The 18,327-nt window shown below is 65.5% G+C and carries 14 protein-coding genes; 2 read left to right on the top strand and 12 right to left on the bottom strand.

What is annotated here, in order from left to right; all coding sequences use genetic code 11:
* Positions 1 to 71: 71 nt before the first annotated feature.
* The 7 genes from ACE10W_RS21020 to ACE10W_RS21050 all read right to left on the bottom strand — a co-directional run bounded on the left by ACE10W_RS21020 (position 72) and on the right by ACE10W_RS21050 (position 7,878).
* Positions 72 to 305, bottom strand: coding sequence for a twin-arginine translocase TatA/TatE family subunit (locus ACE10W_RS21020; protein ID WP_011087519.1), 234 nt, complete (start codon positions 303 to 305; stop codon positions 72 to 74).
* A 166-nt stretch (positions 306 to 471) separates the two neighbouring features.
* The gene (gene scpB / locus ACE10W_RS21025) at positions 472 to 1,224 is read right to left on the bottom strand and encodes an SMC-Scp complex subunit ScpB (RefSeq protein ID WP_028171841.1); all 753 of its coding nucleotides are present in this window, start codon (positions 1,222 to 1,224) and stop codon (positions 472 to 474) included.
* A gap of 21 nt (positions 1,225 to 1,245) precedes the next feature.
* Positions 1,246 to 2,085, bottom strand: coding sequence for a ScpA family protein (locus ACE10W_RS21030; RefSeq protein ID WP_011087521.1), 840 nt, complete (start codon positions 2,083 to 2,085; stop codon positions 1,246 to 1,248).
* Positions 2,082 to 3,110 (bottom strand): beta-N-acetylhexosaminidase, encoded by a 1,029-nt coding sequence (gene nagZ / locus ACE10W_RS21035; RefSeq protein WP_375761880.1) that lies wholly within the window; start codon positions 3,108 to 3,110, stop codon positions 2,082 to 2,084. Before nagZ ends, ACE10W_RS21030 begins: the two co-directional genes overlap by 4 nt.
* A gap of 46 nt (positions 3,111 to 3,156) precedes the next feature.
* On the bottom strand, positions 3,157 to 4,728 hold the full coding sequence (locus ACE10W_RS21040; RefSeq protein ID WP_375761881.1) for an SPOR domain-containing protein: 1,572 nt from the start codon (positions 4,726 to 4,728) through the stop codon (positions 3,157 to 3,159).
* Between the two features lie 141 nt (positions 4,729 to 4,869).
* Positions 4,870 to 6,660: an arginine--tRNA ligase gene (gene argS, locus ACE10W_RS21045; RefSeq protein ID WP_182871790.1), complete on the bottom strand. Its 1,791-nt coding sequence runs from the start codon at positions 6,658 to 6,660 to the stop codon at positions 4,870 to 4,872.
* 9 nt (positions 6,661 to 6,669) lie between these two features.
* Positions 6,670 to 7,878, bottom strand: a complete 1,209-nt coding sequence (locus tag ACE10W_RS21050) for a deoxyguanosinetriphosphate triphosphohydrolase (protein WP_375761882.1) — start codon at positions 7,876 to 7,878, stop codon at positions 6,670 to 6,672.
* A 124-nt stretch (positions 7,879 to 8,002) separates the two neighbouring features.
* On the opposite strand from ACE10W_RS21050, the gene erpA reads away from it, so the two are divergent.
* Complete coding sequence (gene erpA / locus ACE10W_RS21055) at positions 8,003 to 8,332, top strand: iron-sulfur cluster insertion protein ErpA (RefSeq protein ID WP_011087527.1); 330 nt, start codon at positions 8,003 to 8,005, stop codon at positions 8,330 to 8,332.
* A 4-nt stretch (positions 8,333 to 8,336) separates the two neighbouring features.
* On the opposite strand, the gene ACE10W_RS21060 is transcribed toward erpA, so the two are convergent.
* Positions 8,337 to 10,664, bottom strand: coding sequence for an ATP-binding protein (locus ACE10W_RS21060; protein WP_375761883.1), 2,328 nt, complete (start codon positions 10,662 to 10,664; stop codon positions 8,337 to 8,339).
* A 133-nt stretch (positions 10,665 to 10,797) separates the two neighbouring features.
* Here ACE10W_RS21060 and xth point away from each other — a divergent pair, with 133 nt between their 5' ends.
* A complete protein-coding gene (gene xth, locus ACE10W_RS21065; protein WP_039185184.1) occupies positions 10,798 to 11,595 on the top strand; it encodes an exodeoxyribonuclease III in 798 nt (265 codons plus the stop codon).
* A gap of 16 nt (positions 11,596 to 11,611) precedes the next feature.
* On the opposite strand, the gene ACE10W_RS21070 is transcribed toward xth, so the two are convergent.
* The 4 genes from ACE10W_RS21070 to ACE10W_RS21085 all read right to left on the bottom strand — a co-directional run bounded on the left by ACE10W_RS21070 (position 11,612) and on the right by ACE10W_RS21085 (position 18,284).
* Entirely contained in the window at positions 11,612 to 12,433 is an 822-nt protein-coding gene (locus ACE10W_RS21070) for a tetratricopeptide repeat protein (protein WP_161534838.1), read from the bottom strand.
* On the bottom strand, positions 12,420 to 14,144 hold the full coding sequence (ilvD, locus tag ACE10W_RS21075; RefSeq protein ID WP_375761884.1) for a dihydroxy-acid dehydratase: 1,725 nt from the start codon (positions 14,142 to 14,144) through the stop codon (positions 12,420 to 12,422). Before ilvD ends, ACE10W_RS21070 begins: the two co-directional genes overlap by 14 nt.
* A 1,248-nt stretch (positions 14,145 to 15,392) precedes the next feature.
* The gene (locus ACE10W_RS21080) at positions 15,393 to 15,974 is read right to left on the bottom strand and encodes a hypothetical protein (protein ID WP_304546648.1); all 582 of its coding nucleotides are present in this window, start codon (positions 15,972 to 15,974) and stop codon (positions 15,393 to 15,395) included.
* A gap of 75 nt (positions 15,975 to 16,049) precedes the next feature.
* Positions 16,050 to 18,284, bottom strand: coding sequence for a TonB-dependent receptor (locus ACE10W_RS21085; RefSeq protein WP_375761885.1), 2,235 nt, complete (start codon positions 18,282 to 18,284; stop codon positions 16,050 to 16,052).
* Positions 18,285 to 18,327: the final 43 nt, after the last annotated feature.

Below are 18,327 nucleotides of genomic sequence, written 5' to 3' on the forward strand. Positions count from 1 at the left end.
CAGCAGCAAGCCGGCCCAATCCCTCGCGCGCAGGATCGGGGCCGCTACCCGCGTCTCGCGTGCTCTCTGGCTCAGACGGCCTTGCTGCCGACGTCGGAGCGTGCCGCGGTCGGCGCGGCATTGTGCTCGATGGACTTGGCCGGCTCAGGCTTGTCAGCGGGCTTGTCGTCGTCCTGCATGCCCTTCTTGAACGCCTTGATGCCCTGCGCCACGTCGCCCATCAGATCCGAAATCTTCCCGCGGCCGAACAGCAGCAGGACCACTGCGATCACCAAGATCCAGTGCCAAATGCTGAGTGAACCCATCCTGCAACCCTCCAAACGCGCATGGCCGGGGACCCGGCCGATCTTCACCGGAACGTAGGCTCCGCAGGCCTCAAAAACAAGGACCAGCCGGCGCCAATTCGCTGTTGGCGCTACGTAATCTTGCTAGTGTTAACCGGTCGCAGGGGGCCCGTAATTAGCCGGGAGGTTAGTCCTCGCTGCCGCCCTCGCCGCCCTCATTGCCACCTTCCGGCGGGCTCTCGGGCTCAACCGCAGGTGCCAGCGCGAGATCGAGGTCCTCGCCCGGTTCCAGCGGATCCTCGTCCTCGCGCAATTGCGGGTCATCGGACGGCGTCGGCACGCTGAATCCGGTCGGCAGGCGCGAATCCAGCAGGCCCGTGCCCTTCAGCTCTTCCAGGCCCGGCAGATCGCCCAGCTGTTCCAGGGTGAACTGCGACAGGAAGTCCTCGGTGGTTCCGAAGGTCAAGGGACGGCCCGGCGTCTTGCGCCGGCCGCGCGGCTTGATCCAGCCGGTCTCCAGCAGCACGTCGAGCGTGCCCTTCGAGGTGACGACACCGCGGATCTCCTCGATCTCGGCCCGCGTCACAGGCTGGTGATAGGCGATGATCGCCAGCACCTCGATCGCCGCGCGCGACAGGCGGCGGGTCTCGGTGCTCTCCCGCGTCATCAGCCAGGCGAGATCGCCGGCGGTGCGGAAGGTCCATTTGTTGGCGACGCGCACGAGGTTCACGCCACGCGAGGCATAATCGGCCTGCAGCTGCTCGAGCGCGGCCTTGACGTCCACGCCATCAGGCATGCGCTTGGCCAGTGTCGCGGTATCCAGCGGTTCACTCGACGCAAACAGCAGCGCTTCCAGCAGCCGCAATTCTTCAGGACGTGCCTGGGATTCGTTCTCCATCGGCTCGGCCTCGTCTACCCGCACTTCAGCCAGGCTTGCCATGGCAGATTCTCCTTCTTGCACTTAAGCGACCGGCGCATCGGGCGCGGGAGCTGCGTCAGGGACCGGTTTGGGGCGCCCCTTCCGGAAATAGATCGGCGCAAACGCCTCTTTCTGGTTCAGCTCGAGCTGACCTTCGCGCACCAGCTCCAGCGCGGCGGCGAAGCTCGAGGCGAACACCGTGGCACGCTGCGTCGGATCGGCGACGTGCCGGATCAGGAAGTCGTCGAGCACGCCCCAGTCATCCTGTTCGCTGATGCTGCCGACCAGCCGCTCCAGCGTGGCGCGCGCCTCGGCGAGCGACCACACCGTACGCTTGGCCAGATGCACGCTCGCCAACACGCGCGACTGGCGCTGCGAGGCATAGGCGGTGAGCAGGTCGTACAGCGTCGCGGTGTATTTCGGATGCTTGATCTCGGCGATCTGTTCGGGCTCGCCGCGCGGGAAGATATCGCGCTGCAATTGCGGCCGGTTCATCAGCCGGTTGGCCGCTTCGCGAATGGCTTCCAGCCGGCGCAGGCGGTTGGCAAGCGCGGTCGCCATCTCCTCGGCGCTCGGCCCTTCCGCGCTCGGCGGCTCCGGCAGCAGCAGGCGCGACTTCAGGAAGGCGAGCCACGCGGCCATCACGAGGTAGTCGGCGGCGAGCTCGAGCCGGATCTTTCGCGCGGCTTCGATGAAGTGGAGATACTGGTCGGCCAGCGCCAGGATCGAGATCTTGGCGAGATCGACCTTCTGCTGCCGCGCCAACGCGAGCAGGAGGTCGAGCGGGCCTTCATAGCCCTCGACGTCCACCACCAACGCCGGCTCACCCTCGGCGAGCTCTGCAGGCCGCCCGGTTTCAAACGATAGGATTTCTGCGGTCATGCGGATGCCGTGTTTGCCCGTACGATCAATGCGTCCAGTTCGGCGCGTGCGGCCGCCCGGTCGAATGGCTGCGGCGCCTTGCGCGCCGCGAGCGCGGCTGTCGCCCGCTCCAGCGCCTTGCCGGACAGTTCAGGCGTCTGGCCGGCGACCTCGCGCATCTCCTCGATGTTGCCGTTGCAATGCAGAGCCATGTCGCAGCCGGCCGCGAAGATGGCGCGGGTCCGATCGGCAATGCTTCCCGCCAGCGCGTTCATCGACACGTCATCACTCATTAACAAACCCTGGAACCCGATTGCGCCGCGAATCACCTGAGCAATCATTGTCGCAGATGTCGTCGCCGGATGGGCGGGGTCGACCGCGCTAAACACAACATGTGCAGTCATGGCCATCGGCAGGTCCGCCAGCGGCTTGAACGCCGCGAAGTCGGTCCGCTCCAGCTCGTCCCTCGGCGTGTCGACGGTCGGCAGCTTGAAATGGGTATCGGCGGTGGCGCGGCCGTGGCCGGGAATGTGCTTGAGGACCGGCAGCACGCCACCCTGCTCCAGGCCGTCGGTCACCGCGCGCGCGATCGCAGCGACCTTGCGAGGTTCGGTGCCGTAGGCCCGGTTCCCGATGACGGCATCCGCGCCCTGAACCGGCACGTCAGCCAGCGGCAAGCAATCCACGGTAATGCCGAGATCGGCGAGATCGGCCGCGATCAGCCGCGCGCTGAGGCGTGCCGCGGTGAGCCCGAGCGCCGAATCACTGTCGTACAGATTCGCGAATACGGCGCCCGGCGGATAGACCGGCCAGTGCGGCGGACCCAGCCGCTGCACCCGTCCACCCTCCTGATCGATCAGGACGGGGGCGTCGGGCGCGTTCGCAACCGCGCGCAATTCTGCAACCAAAGCAGCAACTTGAGCCGGCGTGGCGATATTGCGCTTGAAGAGGATGAAGCCCCATGGGCGCTCGGCACGGATAAACTCCCGCTCGGCGGCGGTCAGTTCCGTTCCGGATACGCCGGTAATGAAGGCCCGCGTGCTCATAAGGGCCGATTAACCCTGCCCCGCGAGGGGGTCAAGGAAACGGCCGTTAATTCCTCTGGACGAAGCAGGCCGACAAGCCTGCGGACTTCAGGCTGTTGCAGGCCTGCGTCGCCTCCTCGGCCGAGCCATAGGGACCGGCGAAGGCGCGATAGACGATGCCCTTGCCCTTGTCGGTGAGATCGACCCGCTTGATCACCGGCGAGCGCGATCCGAGCACGCTGCCATATTTGCTCTGAAGCACCCGGTACGACGCGGCGGCGCTGTCCTCGCTCTGCTGCGAGGAGACCTGCACAATGTAGCCACCGCCGCCACTGCTGGCGGGCGCGATCTGCGTTGGATTGGTCGCAGCCATCCGCTGCGGCGGCTCGGCTGCGGGCGTCGATTGCGGTGCCAGCGAGAGCGGCTGGTTGGCGCTGGCATTGGCCGAGGTCGGCGGCGTGCGCGGCGCGGGCGGCGCAGCGACCGGCTTCGGCGGAGTAGCCGACTTGGCAGCAGCGGCCGATTGCGGCGTGGCGCTATCGGTCTGATCGCCCCTCACGGCCACGGTCCGGATCGTGCGCGGCGAATTGTTCGGCAGCGTACCGTTGCTCGGAATCGGACCCGCGCTCGGCGGCGGGATCGTGGACGGCGACACGCTCGCCACCGGCGGCGGGTTCGCATTCGGGTTCAGCGGCGGGAACACCACGCGGGGACCGCCCGCCTTGGCGTTGACGTCAACAGGCGCTTCCTCGCGCGGCACGATCTTCTCGGTGCCATCGCCGCTGACCATGCGATCGGGCACCTTGGCCGAGGAATCCGTCGGCGCGGGCACGATCTTGGTCGGCGTGTTGTCGGCCTTGATGATCGGCGGCTCGCCGCTGCGGGGCGAGCCGACATAGGTCTTGTAGGCGAAGGCCGCGCCAGTGCCGACCACGGCGAGCGCCAGGATCGCCGCGACCGTCATCATCCCGCCGCGCTGCTTCTTCGGCTCGTCGAGATCGGCCTCGGGATAATCGCTCTGGAATGCGTAGGGATCGTCCGGATAGGCCGGATCGCGCTGATAGTCCTGCTCACCCGCCTCCAGCTTGCCGTAGAGCGCATCGTCATAGCGCGACGGATCGGGCTGTGCGTATGGCTCCTGGTAGGCCTGCTCCTGCTGATAGGCTTGATCCTGCTGATGAGCCGGAGCCTGATAAGGCTGATCTTGATAAGCGTGGTCCTGATAGGCCTGCGGCTGATGGAAATCAGGCTCGGGCGCGGTCGGCTGGGCTGAATAGCGATGCAACGGATGAACCGGGTTCACGGAGACGGGGTAGTCAGGCTCCGGCGCGGGTGCCGGCTGCGGCTGCACGTTGGCGCGCCGCATCCATGAGGGCGGCCCGGGCGGAGCCGACGGGGCCTGCGCGGCATAGTCCTGCTGGTCATCGTCCTGACGATAGTCGTCTTCCTGATAGCTCTGGGCGGGCGCCGGCGCGGCCGGCGGGCGCGCGGTGGGCCGCCCCTGCGCTGCAAATGGATCGGTCTGTCCGATCAGACGGGCGAGCTCGGCCAAGGGATCATTTTCCGCCTTCCCATGCTGATCGCCGCCGCGACCATGGTCATCGGAAGGAAACGGTCTGTCCTGATATCGTTCGGCCATCGTGATGATGCGTCCCTTCGGGAAAGCCGCGCGCCCCCTCGACCAAGGCACGGCTTTCGACCCACAAGGCTTTCAACCAAGTCTAAGCGGTCCGGCTTCTGCCGGTTACCCCCGAATTCCCCTTAAGTAGTTCGCCCCAAACTACCGCATCTCGTCCGGGGCATGGACGCCGAGGATGGCGAGGCCCGATGCCAGGACCGAGACGACGCCCTGGACCATGGCCAGTCGCGCCTTTGTAAGATCTGCATCATTATTGATAATGAAGCGTAAATAGGGCAAATCGCGCCCCTTCGTCCAAAGTGCGTGAAATTCGCTCGCTAAGTCATAGAGATAAAAGGCAATCCGGTGCGGCTCATGGGCCGCGGCGGCGGCTTCCAGCATCCGCGGATAAATTGCGAGACGCTTGAGAAGGTCGAGCTCCACCGGGTCCGACAGCCGCTCCACCGCCGACTCACTGAGCCAGGCGATGCGCTTGGCGGTATCATCCGGCAGGTCCGGGAACACCTCGGCCCGTGCGTTGCGGAAGATCGAGTGACCGCGGGCGTGGCCGTACTGGACGTAGAATACCGGGTTGTCGCGCGACTGTTCCATGACCTTGGCGAGGTCGAAGTCGAGCACCGCGTCGTTCTTGCGATAGAGCATCATGAAGCGGACGGCATCCTGGCCGACTTCATCCACCACCTCACGCAAGGTGACGAAGTCCCCGCTCCGCTTCGACATTTTCACCGGCTCGCCGTTGCGCAGCAGCTTCACGAGCTGGACGATCTTGACGTCGAGCGCGCCCTTGCCGGAGGTCGTCGCCTTCACTGCCGCCTGCATGCGCTTGATGTAGCCACCATGGTCGGCGCCCCAGACGTCGATCATCTCCGCAAAACCACGGTCGAACTTGTTCTTGTGGTAGGCGATGTCGGAGGCGAAGTAGGTATAGGAATTGTCCGACTTGATCAGCGGACGATCGACGTCGTCGCCATAGGCGGTCGCCTTGAACAGCAGCTGCTCGCGGTCTTCCCAATCCTCGACCGGCGCGCCCTTCGGCGGCGGCAGGCGCCCCTCGTAGATGTCGCCCTTGGCCTTCAGGAAATCGATGGTCTCGGCGACCTTGTTGTTGCCGCTCTCGATCAGGGAGCGCTCCGAGAAGAACACGTCGTGGCGGATGTTGAGGGCGGCGAGGTCGTCCTTGATCTCGTCCATCATCATCGCGATCGCCTTGGCGCGCACGGTCGGAAGCCATTCGGCTTCCGTCATCGCACGCAACTTGTCGCCATGCTCCTTCGCCAGCGCCTGCCCCACGGGCTTCAGATAGTCGCCCGGATAGAGGCCCTCCGGAATCGCGCCGATGTCCTCGCCGAGCGCCTCGCGATACCTCAGGAACGCGGAGCGCGCGAGCACGTCGACCTGCGCGCCGGCATCGTTGATGTAATATTCGCGCGTGACGTCGTGGCCGCCGAACTGGAGCAGGCTTGCCAGCGCGTCGCCGAACACGGCGCCGCGGCAATGGCCGACATGCATCGGTCCGGTCGGATTGGCCGAGACGTATTCGACATTGACCTTCGAGCCGCCGCGGACGCGGCCGTAATCGGCGCCCTCGCGCAGCACCGTCCGCAGCGCTTCCGCCCAGGCGGCAGGCTTCAGCGTCAGATTGATGAAGCCGGGGCCGGCGACATCGACCTTGGCGATCAACGCATCGGCGCGCAGCCGCTCGGCGATCTGCTCGGCGAGGTCGCGGGGCTTCGCCTTTGCCTCTTTCGCAAGCACCATGGCGGCGTTGGTCGCCATGTCGCCATGGGAAGCATCGCGCGGCGGCTCGACCACCACGCGCGAGAAATCGATGCCCTCGGGCCAGCTGGCATCCGCCGCGAGCGCGCGGCAGGCGGCGTGCACGCGTGCGAGCACGTCAGCGAACAGGTGCAGGGATGAGGATGTGTCGGGCATGGCCGCCGCCTAACGCAAATCCGGGGTCGAGTCAAAGAGCCGCTGGTGCTCGGTCAGGGCGAAACGGTCGGTCATTCCGGCAATGAAATTGCCGATCCGCCGGGCCCGGTCACCCTCATTGTCCGCCTCCGCCCCCGTGAGCCATTCCGGCGGCAGCTCGGCCGGCGATTTCAGGTATTTCGCGAACAGGTCGAACAGGATCTGTTCGGCCTCCCCCATCACCCGCATCACCCGCTTGTGACGGTACATGTGCTGGTAGAGGAAGCGCTTGATGGCGGCCTCCTCCTCGGCGACGTCAGCGGGGAACGCGATCAGCGCCCGGCTCTGTTGGCGCACGTCCTGGGCCGATTGCGGCTTGGTGGCGGCGAGGTTCTTCCGCGCCTCCGCAAACACCGCGCCGATCAGATGCGAGATCAGCTCGCGCACCAGCTCGGCGCCGCGCCTGACGTCTTCGAGATCGGGATAATGCGCTGAGGTTTCGGCGATGATCGCAGCTGTGAGCGGCATCACCTTGAGATCGTCGAGGTCGAACAGGCCGGCACGCAGGCCGTCGTCGATGTCGTGGGCGTCATAGGCGATGTCGTCGGCGATCGCGGCAACCTGCGCCTCCAGCGAGGCGAAGCTCCACAATTCGAGATCGTAGACCTTGATGTAGTCGGCGATGCCGACGGGAATGCCATGCTCGCGATAGTGTCCGACCGGCGCACCGCTGCGATCGGTCAGAGGGCCGTTGTGCTTGACGATGCCCTCCAGCGATTCCCAGGTCAGGTTGAGCCCGTCGAATTCGGGATAGCGGTGCTCCAGCGCCGCGACGACGCGCAAGGCCTGGGCATTGTGGTCGAAGCCGCCAAATTCCTTCAGGCAGGCATCCAGCGCCCGCTCGCCGGCGTGCCCGAACGGCGGATGGCCGAGATCGTGTGCGAGCGCCAGGGTTTCCGTGAGGTCCTCGTCGAGCCCGAGCTGCCGGGCCAGCGCGCGAGCGATCTGCGCCACCTCCAGCGAATGGGTCAGCCGGGTGCGGTAGTGGTCGCCCTCGTGGAACACGAACACCTGGGTCTTGTACTTCAGGCGGCGGAACGCGGTTGAGTGGATCACCCGGTCGCAATCCCGGCGGAACGGGCTGCGGGTCCGGCTCGGCGGCTCGGCGACCAGCCGGCCGCGGCTGCGATCGGGGTCGCAGGCATAGGGCGCGTGGGAGGCTGCCATTCCGACGGACACGGCGAATTTAGTCCCTATCCATTTGATTCTGCGTATGGTGGCACTTAACTATGCCGGACGCGGGATACCAAATGAATTGGGCAAGTAACCTTGGTATGACGCCGCCGACGATCGGAGACCTGAGATGACGACTGCCGTGACCATCAGTGACCGGGCCGCACGCCGGATTGGGGAGATCCTCAAGGGCGAAGGGTCAGGCGCGATGCTGCGCATCTCGGTCGAGGGCGGCGGCTGTTCCGGCTTTCAGTACAAGTTCGACATCGACCGCGACCGCACCGACGACGATCTCGTGATCGAGCAGGACAATGCGGTGGTGCTGGTCGATTCCGCCTCGCAGCCGTTCCTGGCGGGATCGCAGGTCGATTTCGTGGACGACCTGATCGGCGCCTCGTTCCGCGTCAACAATCCCAACGCGACGGCGTCCTGCGGCTGCGGGACTAGCTTCTCGATCTGAGCGCTTACGCGCCGGCGATTTGCCTCTCTTCCTCTGTCCACTCGACCTCGACCGGCATCAGCTCCGGCTGAAGCGGCGCGTCGTCCGACGCCACGTGGTTTAACGCCCGCAGCAACGCCGCGACCAGTGCGGGCTTGCGCAGCGGCTTTGCCAAGAAGTCCGACATGCCCGCCTCGCGGCAGATCTTGACGTCTTCGGGGAAGGCGTTGGCGGTGAGCGCGATGATCGGCAGGGCCTCGAAGCGGCCGCCTTGCGCGCGGATCGCCCGGGTTGCGGCAAGGCCGTCCATGTCGGGCATGCGCACGTCCATCAGAACGACATCGTAGTCCCCCTCCGAGGCCGCCGCGACGGCCTCGACGCCGTCGGTGACGACGCGCAGCTCGACATCGAAAGCACCGAGCATCTTGCTCACGACCAGGCGGTTGACGGCATCGTCCTCTGCGACCAGCACCTTCAGTGGCCGGTCGAGCTCGGCGATATGCGCCTTGAGCTCGTCGGCCTCGTCGCGGCCGGCCGCCTGGCCGGATGCCGGCGCCTGGCTCCAGGGCAGCACCAGCGTGAAGCGGAAGGTCGAGCCCTCGCCCGGCGTCGAGGTGACGCCGATCGTGCCGCCCATCTGCTCGATGATGCGCCGGGAGATCGCAAGGCCAAGCCCGGTGCCGCCGAAGCGGCGGCTGATCGAGGCGTCGGCCTGGGCGAAATCGCTGAAGAGCAGGCCGAGTTTTTCGGGCGCGATGCCGATGCCGCTGTCCTTGACGGTCCATTCGACGGTCGCCAGCAGGTCGCGCCGCGTCTGGCAGGTGGCCGAGATCGTCACCTCGCCTTCGTCGGTGAACTTCACCGCGTTAGACGCAAAGTTGAACAGCACCTGCCGGATGCGCGCGACGTCGCCGCGCAGCGTCGGCGGCAGGTTCGGATCGAGCTCGACCTTGACCGTGAGCCCCTTGCTCTTGGCGCTCGCGCGCACGACGGTCGCGACCGTCTCGACCAGCGCCTGCGGTGCGAAGTCGATCGCCTCGAATGCGAAGCGGCCGGCCTCCAGCTTGGACAGATCGAGGATGTCGTTGAGGATGCGCTGCAGGTTGTCGCCGGACTCGCGGATCGTGGCGACGGCCTCGCGCTGCTCCGGATCGAGCCTGGTCTCGAGCAGCATGCTGGCGAGCCCGAGCACGCCGTTCATGGGCGTACGGATCTCGTGGCTCATCACGGCGAGGAAGTCGGACTTGGCGCGGCTCTCGGCCTCGGCCTTTTCCGCGCGCCAGCGCTCGGTCACGTCGCGGCCGAAGCCGCGATAGCCGAGGAACTGGCCGTCGCGGTCGTAGGCCGGCTTCGCCGTGAACGACCACAGCCGCGCCTCGCCGCCGGCAACGACCTTGAGGTTCATTTCGTGCAGCGGCTCGGCATGTTCCATCAGGCCGACGATGTTGTAGGCCGCGCTCTTGTCCTCGGGGCAAAGCATGTCGAGCACGTCGGCGAAATGCGAGCCCTTCAGCAATGGAAGCGGCAGCTGCGACACATCGGCGAAGCGCTCGGGCACGTCGACCAAGTGTCCCTCGGCGTCGGTCTGCCACAGCCAGTCGCTGGCGTTCTCCTGGAAATCCTTCAGCAGCAGCGAGATGATCTCGGTCTGACGCTCGAGCTCGAGCTGGGCCTTGAGATTGCCGAGGAACAGGTTGCCTTGCATGACGATGTTGCGCGCCATGAAGAACGCGAACAGCAGCAGGAACACCGAGGTCACCAGATACGGCCCGGCGCCGCACAATAGGGGCGCGCCGACACAGCCGACCGTCATGGTGGCGAGATAGACGAGGCCGGCGCGCGGGAAGGTCGAGAGCGTGAAGGCGCCGCCGGACATCATGCCGACCATCAGGCAGGCCAAGATCAGCTGGCTGGTCGGCTCGATGTGGCTGAACAGCGCGAGTGGCAGCGTGCCCCATATCGCGGCGAGGAAGAAGGCCTGCCGCAGCATGTGCCGTGCGGCGCGGGGCGAAGCCTCCTGCGGCGGGTTCCGATACGACCGCCGCCACGAACGTACCGCGAGCGAGGCGGTGGCGGCGAGCGTCAGGCCCCAGATCGCGAGGAAGTCGTTCCAGCCCCTGCCCCAGAACAGGATCAGCACGATGGCGACGTTGAGCATGGTGACGGCCATTGTCACCGGGATCAGCCGCGTCACCGCGTCGATCTGCTTGGCGCGGATCCGGCCCAGCTCGCGCTCGCTGAGATCGGCGGTCAGGCCGTCCTCGATCTCGAAGCCGCCGAGCCAATACAGGAACGCGCCGACCAGTCCGTCGCGCGGTTCAGCCTGTTGTGAAGTTTCGACCCGCCATCCCATCCGTGGAACCTTTTCCGTATCAATGGCCTGCGGTCCGCTTAAGCCGGGTTAATTTTGTGGGAGATTTTGCGGCGTCCTTGACGGGGGCGTTTGCATTTTGTTCTAACGGGTGCCCCTGCCCGGAGCCGTCGAAATGCCCATCAGAGTAGCCACCTGGAACGTCAACTCGGTCCGGCAGCGGATCGACCTGCTCCTGACCTGGCTGAAGGAGTGCCAGCCGGACATCGTCTGCCTCCAGGAGATCAAATGCGTCGATGAGGCCTTCCCGCGCCTGGAGATCGAGGCGCTCGGCTACAACGTGGTCACGCACGGGCAGAAGACGTTCAACGGCGTCGCCCTGCTCTCGAAGCTCCGCTTCGACGAGACCAAGTCGGGGCTGGCCGGCGACGACGAGGACAGCCATGCCCGCTTCCTCGAGGGCGTGGTGACGCTCAAGCACGGGGTGCTGCGCATCGCCTGCCTCTATCTGCCCAACGGCAACCCTGTCGGGACCGAGAAATACCCCTATAAGCTCAAATGGATGTCGCGACTTCTTGAATATTCGAAGGAGCGCCTCAAGACCGAGGAGCCGCTCATCCTCGCAGGCGACTTCAACGTCATCCCGCATGCCCGCGACGTCCACAATCCGGCGGCATGGACCGAGGACGCCCTGTTCAAGACGGAGACGCGGGAGAGCTTTCAGTCCCTGCTCGGCCTCGGCCTGACCGATGCCTTGCGGGCCGTCACCGACGAGCCGGGCCTCTACACCTTCTGGGACTACCAGGCCGGCGCCTGGCAGAAGAACCATGGCCTGCGCATCGACCACCTGCTGCTGTCGCCGCAGGCCAGCGACCGGCTCGCCAATGTCGGCATCGACAGCTATGTGCGGGCTTGGGAGAAGCCGTCGGACCACGTGCCGGTATGGGCGGATCTGGATCTCGAGGCGGCGTAACGCCGCCTCTTCGGGATCACTCCCGGCGGCCCTGCACCCACTGTTCCAGCATTTGCAGGCACATGGCGCGGTCGTCGTCCGAGGCCTTCGCGAAGGCGCGATTGTAGCTTTCCTTGATCCAGGTCTCTTCGCTGCCGGCGCTGTCGCGCGCCAGCGTCAGCCACATCAGGCCGCGGGCGGCCTGCCGCGGCAGGCGGTCGCCGTTGAACAGCATCTGGCCGAGCAGCGCCTGTGCCTCGTGCTGGCCCTTCTGCGCGGCGAGCCCGAGCCAGCGCGCGCCATAGCGGAAATCCTCGCGCGAGGCGTCCGGCGTCTTCAGATACAGTCGGGCGAGATCGTACTGCGCGTCCGCATTGCCGAAATAGGAGGCGGCATAGGAGAACATCTCCCGCGCCCGGTCCTGGTCCGGCTTGATCTTCGAATTCGGGATGCCGCTGAGATAGTAGCGGCCGAGCGCGACGAAGGCATTGGCCACGATCTGCGCCTGAGGCGCCGAGGGGCTGTCCTCCGCATGCGCGTTGGCGATCCGGCTGAAATATTCGAAGGCGCGCACATCGTCCTGGGCCACGCCGTCGCCATTGGCGTACATGCGGCCGAGCTTCCACTGCGCGATCGGATGGCCGCCCTCGGCGGCATATTGCAGGGCGCTGAGCGAGGTTTCCTGGGTCGCCGGCGGCACCTTGCTGCGCACCGCACCCGCGGCCCCCGGCAAGGTGGTCACGACCGGGATGGTCGCGTCCTTCTGGTTGACCGGCGCGCCGTCGAAGGCGAGCGCCGGCATGGCCAGCGCACTGGCCCCCAACACAAACGCAACAATGGTACGCCTAGATGTCCGCATAGCACTGTTTCTCGTGCGCGCCGCCCGGATGGGTCACTGCCCCCCCGACCGCTGGTCCAACCTGCTGAGCATATTTCCAGAGCGCGCCCGTCGTGTGGTTAGTCGCGCGAGCGCTCCATTTGGTCTTGCGCTGGGCAAGCTCCTGGTCGCTCAATTTTACGTTAAGGGTGCCGACGACCGCGTCGATCTCGATGATGTCGCCATCCTCGAGCAGCCCGATCGGGCCGCCGATGGCGGCCTCAGGCCCGACATGGCCGATGCAGAAGCCGCGGGTGGCGCCGGAGAAGCGGCCATCGGTGATGAGCGCGATCTTGCCGCCCATGCCCTGGCCGGTCAGCGCCGCCGTGGTCTGGAGCATTTCCCGCATGCCGGGGCCGCCCTTGGGGCCCTCATAGCGGATCACGATGACTTCGCCTTCGCGGTACGTGCGGTTCTGGACGGCCTCGAAGGCGTCCTCTTCCCGGTCGAAGCAGCGTGCCGGACCGGTAAACCTCAGGTTGGACATTCCCGCGACTTTCACGATCGCACCTTCTGGCGCCAAATTGCCCTTCAGACCCACCACACCGCCGGTGACGGTGATCGGCTTGTCTGCCGGGTGCACCACATCCTGGTGCGGATTCCACTTCACGCTCTTGAGGTTTTCGGCGATCGTTCGACCGGTGACGGTAATGCAGTCACCGTGGAGAAATCCGTTGTCGAGCAGCGTCTTCATCAGAAGCGGGATGCCACCTACTTCAAACATGTCTTTGGCGACATAACGGCCGCCCGGCTTCAAATCCGCGACATAAGGTGTCTTTTTGAAGATTTCGGCGACGTCAAACAGATCGAACTTGATGCCGCACTCGTGCGCGATCGCCGGCAGGTGCAGCGCAGCATTGGTCGAGCCGCCGGAGGCCGCGACCACGGCAGCGGCATTCTCCAGCGCCTTGCGGGTGACGATGTCGCGCGGCCGGATGTTTTGGGCGATAAGCTCCATCACCTTCTCGCCCGCGGTCATGCAGAAGGCGTCGCGGATTTCATACGGTGCCGGAGCACCGGCCGAGTAAGGCAGCGCCAGGCCGATGGCTTCCGAGACGGTCGCCATGGTGTTGGCGGTGAACTGCGCGCCGCACGCACCCGCCGAGGGGCACGCCACGCGCTCGATCTCGTCGAGATCCTCGTCCGACATGGCGCCGACCGAGTGCTTGCCGACGGCCTCGAACATGTCCTGCACGGTGACCTGCTGCCCGCGGAAATTGCCGGGCAGGATCGAGCCGCCATAGATGAAGATCGAGGGCACGTTGAGGCGCACCATCGCCATCATCATGCCCGGCAGCGACTTGTCGCAGCCGGCAAGGCCGACGAGGGCGTCATAGGCATGGCCGCGGACGGTCAGCTCGACGGAATCGGCGATGCATTCGCGCGACGGCAGCGAGGAGCGCATGCCGTCATGGCCCATGGCGATGCCGTCGGTCACGGTGATGGTGCAGAATTCGCGGGGTGTGCCGCCGGCATGCGCGACGCCCTTCTTCACCGCCTGCGCCTGGCGCATCAAAGCGATGTTGCAGGGCGCGGCCTCGTTCCAGCAGGAGGCGACGCCGACGAAGGGCTGGTGGATCTGCTCCGTCGTCAGACCCATGGCGTAGAAGTAGGACCGATGGGGCGCGCGCGCAGGACCTTCCGTCACGTGACGGCTCGGCAGCCTCTGCTTGATGTTGGTCTTTGCGTTCATCGCAAACCAGTTTCCCCGGCCAACCCTTTCAGACCCGAAAAATCAGACCCAAGATTTGAATCGACCTTGGGATTTCCCGTTCGCCTCGAGGACCGCCGCAGCCCCTAAAACATTCGAGCAATTTTATTCATGTTCGGGTGTGGCTAAAAAGCGGCGGTGATGCGAACGGCTGACGATGAGGGCTTAATCCGGAAGGAGTGTTGCGTGGATGGCACATTCGTTACCGGGAAGACACGGATCGGCCTACTGGGATACCCCCGCGAAGATGACAATCCACAACCTGAGATTTCCAGGCGGGTACGACGCGCCCGATCACGCACCACACCTTGGAGTGAGTCGCTGTCGACATCACCAAGCCCCGCCATCCCCGGCAGTGGACACGCACTCTCCACATGGTCGTGGCGAGCGCAGCGAAGCAGTCCAGAGTCTTTCCGCTGACGGATTCTGGATTGCCTCGCTGCGCTCGCAATGACGGAGCGAGATGCATCGGCGTCATCCTCCAACTCGCATCGTAAATCGCAGACACGCCTTCGCATCCTCGCGGCGGATTTCGCCCGAGCTTTGCTTGATCGCTCCACCCTCTCAATCGAGAGGGCGCAGGGAAGGCCGGGTGCCCGACGGCACCCGCGGTCTGCTGCGCGAAAGCACACGCAGAGAAACCGCACAGCAGCATACAGGTGTAGCCAATCACTCGGCCTTCCCTGCGCAGTGGTTGGACGGCTTATGCCGTGCTCTCCCGGGAGCCGAGTTCGTTCTGGCCTCCCTCACTCTCGCGAAAGTCGCCGACATCGCGCCGGTTGACGCGACTGCCGCATCCGCAAGAGCTTGACCGTAGCAACGACGGCCAGGACCACACGGTTTTGCCGTACGCACGGCCCGCCATTTCGCCGCAGTTTTCCCAGCCCTGTCGACGGAGCCGGAAACTTACAGGCGAGACGAACCTGACAGCGTCGCTCATCCAGCACGAAGTCCTGGGCTCACGGAGAGCAATCCGCCCTGCCCTTAACTCTCGCGCCCGACGCTGCCGCGTCCACCGCAAGCCCGGCTCGCGAAACGTGACGACACAAGATCGCCCCTCAAGGATGAGCCGGGATGGGCGAGACGTACGCCATTTCCGAATTTCGGCAAAGTGGAATATTTTTGCGCAAGCGGATTGACCGACCGCGGGGGTGTTTTGCCCGTCGGGCAACGCAAGATCTCGTAGCCCGGATTTCACTGCGCTCCCATCCGGGGCTTTCAGAGGGCCGCTCAGGCCGACATCGCGCCCTTGCGCCCGAACGGATCGACCAGGCGGACGATCTCGCAGGCGGCGACGAGGCCGGCGAGCCAGACGGCGCCGGTCAGTCCAATCCGCGCCACGATGGCCGCGGTGAAGGCGCCCTCTCCGCCGAGGACCGGCGTCGCAGCGAGCAGCACGAGCTCATAGGCCGCGTAGGCGAGGACGAATGTGATCGCCAGCATCAGGGGCGTGCGGCCATGCGCCAGCGCACGGAGCGCGGCGGACGAGGCCGCGGTCGCGACGAGTGCAGCAGCGCCAATGACAAAGCCCCAGGCGATCGTGCTGCCGGCAACGGGATAGTGCAGCACGCCGAAGCCGATGCTCTGGTTCACGAGCCACGCGCCGCTGACGACGAGCAGTGCCGGCCGCAGCGGCAACATCGCGGCCGCGACGACCGCGAAGGCCGCAAAGGGCGTTGCGCAGGCGAGCGCAAGACTTGCGAGCGCGCATGACACCGCCAGCAGCGCAAAGCAGAACATCGATGCAAGGCGCGGCGCGACCGGATGGAGCCGGAAACGGTCGGCGTGAGGCGGCAGGGTGCTGAGAGCCATGGGTAATCTCCTTCTTTTCGAATTCTAGTCCATTCGGGAGCCTATGACAGCCCCCCGTCGCGATCAGAGCCTTGATCAGAAATTGGCGCCGGCCTTGAGCAGATAGGTGCGGCCGGGCAGCGGATAGGCACTGAAGCGGCCGTCCGTAAAGGTGCTTGCGATCGCATAGTCGTAGTAGAGCGCGTTCAGCACGTTGTTGACGCTCAAAAACCAGAAGTAGCGCTCGTACTGACCGCTGAGCTTGAGGTCGATCGTGCCATTGGCTGGGATCGGCCGCTGTGTTCCCGCCTGGTCATTGTCCATGCGCCGCTCGCTCCAGAAGCGCGCGGTGGCGTCGAGCACCACATAGTTCTGCCAGATGTTCCAAGTGACGCCTGCACTCGCGGTGTAGCGCGACACCAGCGGCACGTCGTTGCCGGCCCAGACGCCCTCGCGAAACACGGCCCTTGTATAGGCCATGCCGGAGCGCAGGAGCAGAGAGTCGTTGACGCGATAGGACAGACTGGTCTCCGAGCCGTAACGGCGGGTCGGATCGAGATTGGTGTTGTAGAACAGGACCGGATTGAAATGGATCTCATTGGCGAGGTCCATCAGATAGAGACTGCTCTGCAATTGCAGCCCGCCTCCCTTGATGCGCAGCCCGCCCTCGACATCCTGCGAGGTCTGGGTCTTGAGCTGGAAGGTTTGCGGGATCGGCGCGAAGGTAAAGGGATCGAAGGACGGCCCCGACGACACACGCTCATCGACATCCGGCGTGCGGAATGCGCGCGCAGCGCGGCCGAACAGCGAGACCATGTCATTGAGGCGATGCTCGGCACCGAGATGCAGAGCGTACTGGGTCTCGTCGCTCCTGAGCGGGAGCGCGCCGATGTCGGTGTTGAACGGAGCTGCGGCGTCAAAATGATCGCGCGCCGAGAGACTGACGTTCTGCACCCGCGCGCCGTAGGAGAGGTCCGTCGCCGGCGCTACACCCAATGTGTGCTGAAAATAGCCCGCAACCGTCTGCTGCCTGAGATCGTAATTGTGCCAGGGCGCGAGCCCCTGGCCGGCGCCACGGTTCTGCTGAAAGCTCGCATCGTAATAATCGAGGCCGGTCAGCAGTTGCGACGGCATCCCGAGCAGCGAGCCCTTCACGCTGAGCCGCGGCGTGATCGACCATGTCGTCAGATCGGCATCGACATAGGTGGACGTGAACAACGCGGGAATCGGCGCCGGGCCGGAGAAGAACGCGCCCTGCTGCTTCTTGTCGCGCACACCGCCGTCCACGATGAGATCGATGCCGTTGGCCAGGGTCTTCGTGAAGCCGGCCATCGCGCCAAAGCCCTGCTGGTTGGCGTAGTTGAAGGGTGTGCTGGTGCCCCGTCGGTTGGTCGCGAGCTCGTCGACGCCGATGGACGGATCGACGGTGCGGCCGCCCGGCAATCGCAGCTCCTGATTGTCGCCGGTAACGGTGACGAAAGCAGTCAGGTCTGATGTCGTGTAGTTCAGGTTGCCGACGCCATTCTCCTGGACAAGGCGATTGTTGTCGCGGTAGCCGTCTGTCTTGACGGCATTGCCGTAGAACGAGGTCGACCACGGACCGGAATTGAGCGACGTCGAGACATTGCCAAGCCTGGTGTCGAACGAGCCGAAGCCGGCCTCGATGCGCGCGGCAACGGGCGGCCCGCCGACGCCGTTCCTAGTGACGATGTTGATCACGCCGCCGACCGCATTGTCCCCATAGAGCACCGCGCCGGCATTGCCGCGCGTGATCTCGATACGCTCAATGGAATTGAGCGGGACAGTGGAGAGGTCCACCTGCGCGATGTCGATGTCGTTCAGCCGCCGCCCGTTGATCAGCACCAGCGAATTGGCAGTGGCAAACGCGCCGAAGCCGCGCAGGTCGACGCTCGTCTTCGCGCCGATCTGGCCGCCATAGAGCGTCGTGATCTGGGCACCCGGGACTTGCGTCGCGATGATCTCGGCAAGCGTCTGCGAGGGCGCATGTGCGATATCCGCGGCCGTGATGACGGTCGTGGCGGCTCCGACGATGCCTCCGTTGCTGGCGACCGCCTCGCCGCCGGAGCCGGACGAGCCGGCGCCATTGCCTGCCGGCGCGCCACTCGGGGCTCGCCGCCTCGTCGTGTCGCCGTCGCCGATCGCCCTGGCGCGTGTGCGGTTCTGATCGTCGGACCTGGTCACTTCGACCGGCGGCAGCTGCTCGGCGGCGGCCTGCTGCGCGAAAGCTGCGGGGAGATCGATCGCATGGAGGAAAACGGCAGCAACGATACCGGCGCGAAGGCGCCTGGCGGCAGAGACAATACGGGACACAGTTGTAACCTCGGCATGACGTCAGTGGCACGTCACAGCGAAC

It is taken from the genome of Bradyrhizobium sp. B025, assembly GCF_042257955.1.
GTDB classification, from domain to species: domain Bacteria; phylum Pseudomonadota; class Alphaproteobacteria; order Rhizobiales; family Xanthobacteraceae; genus Bradyrhizobium; species Bradyrhizobium diazoefficiens.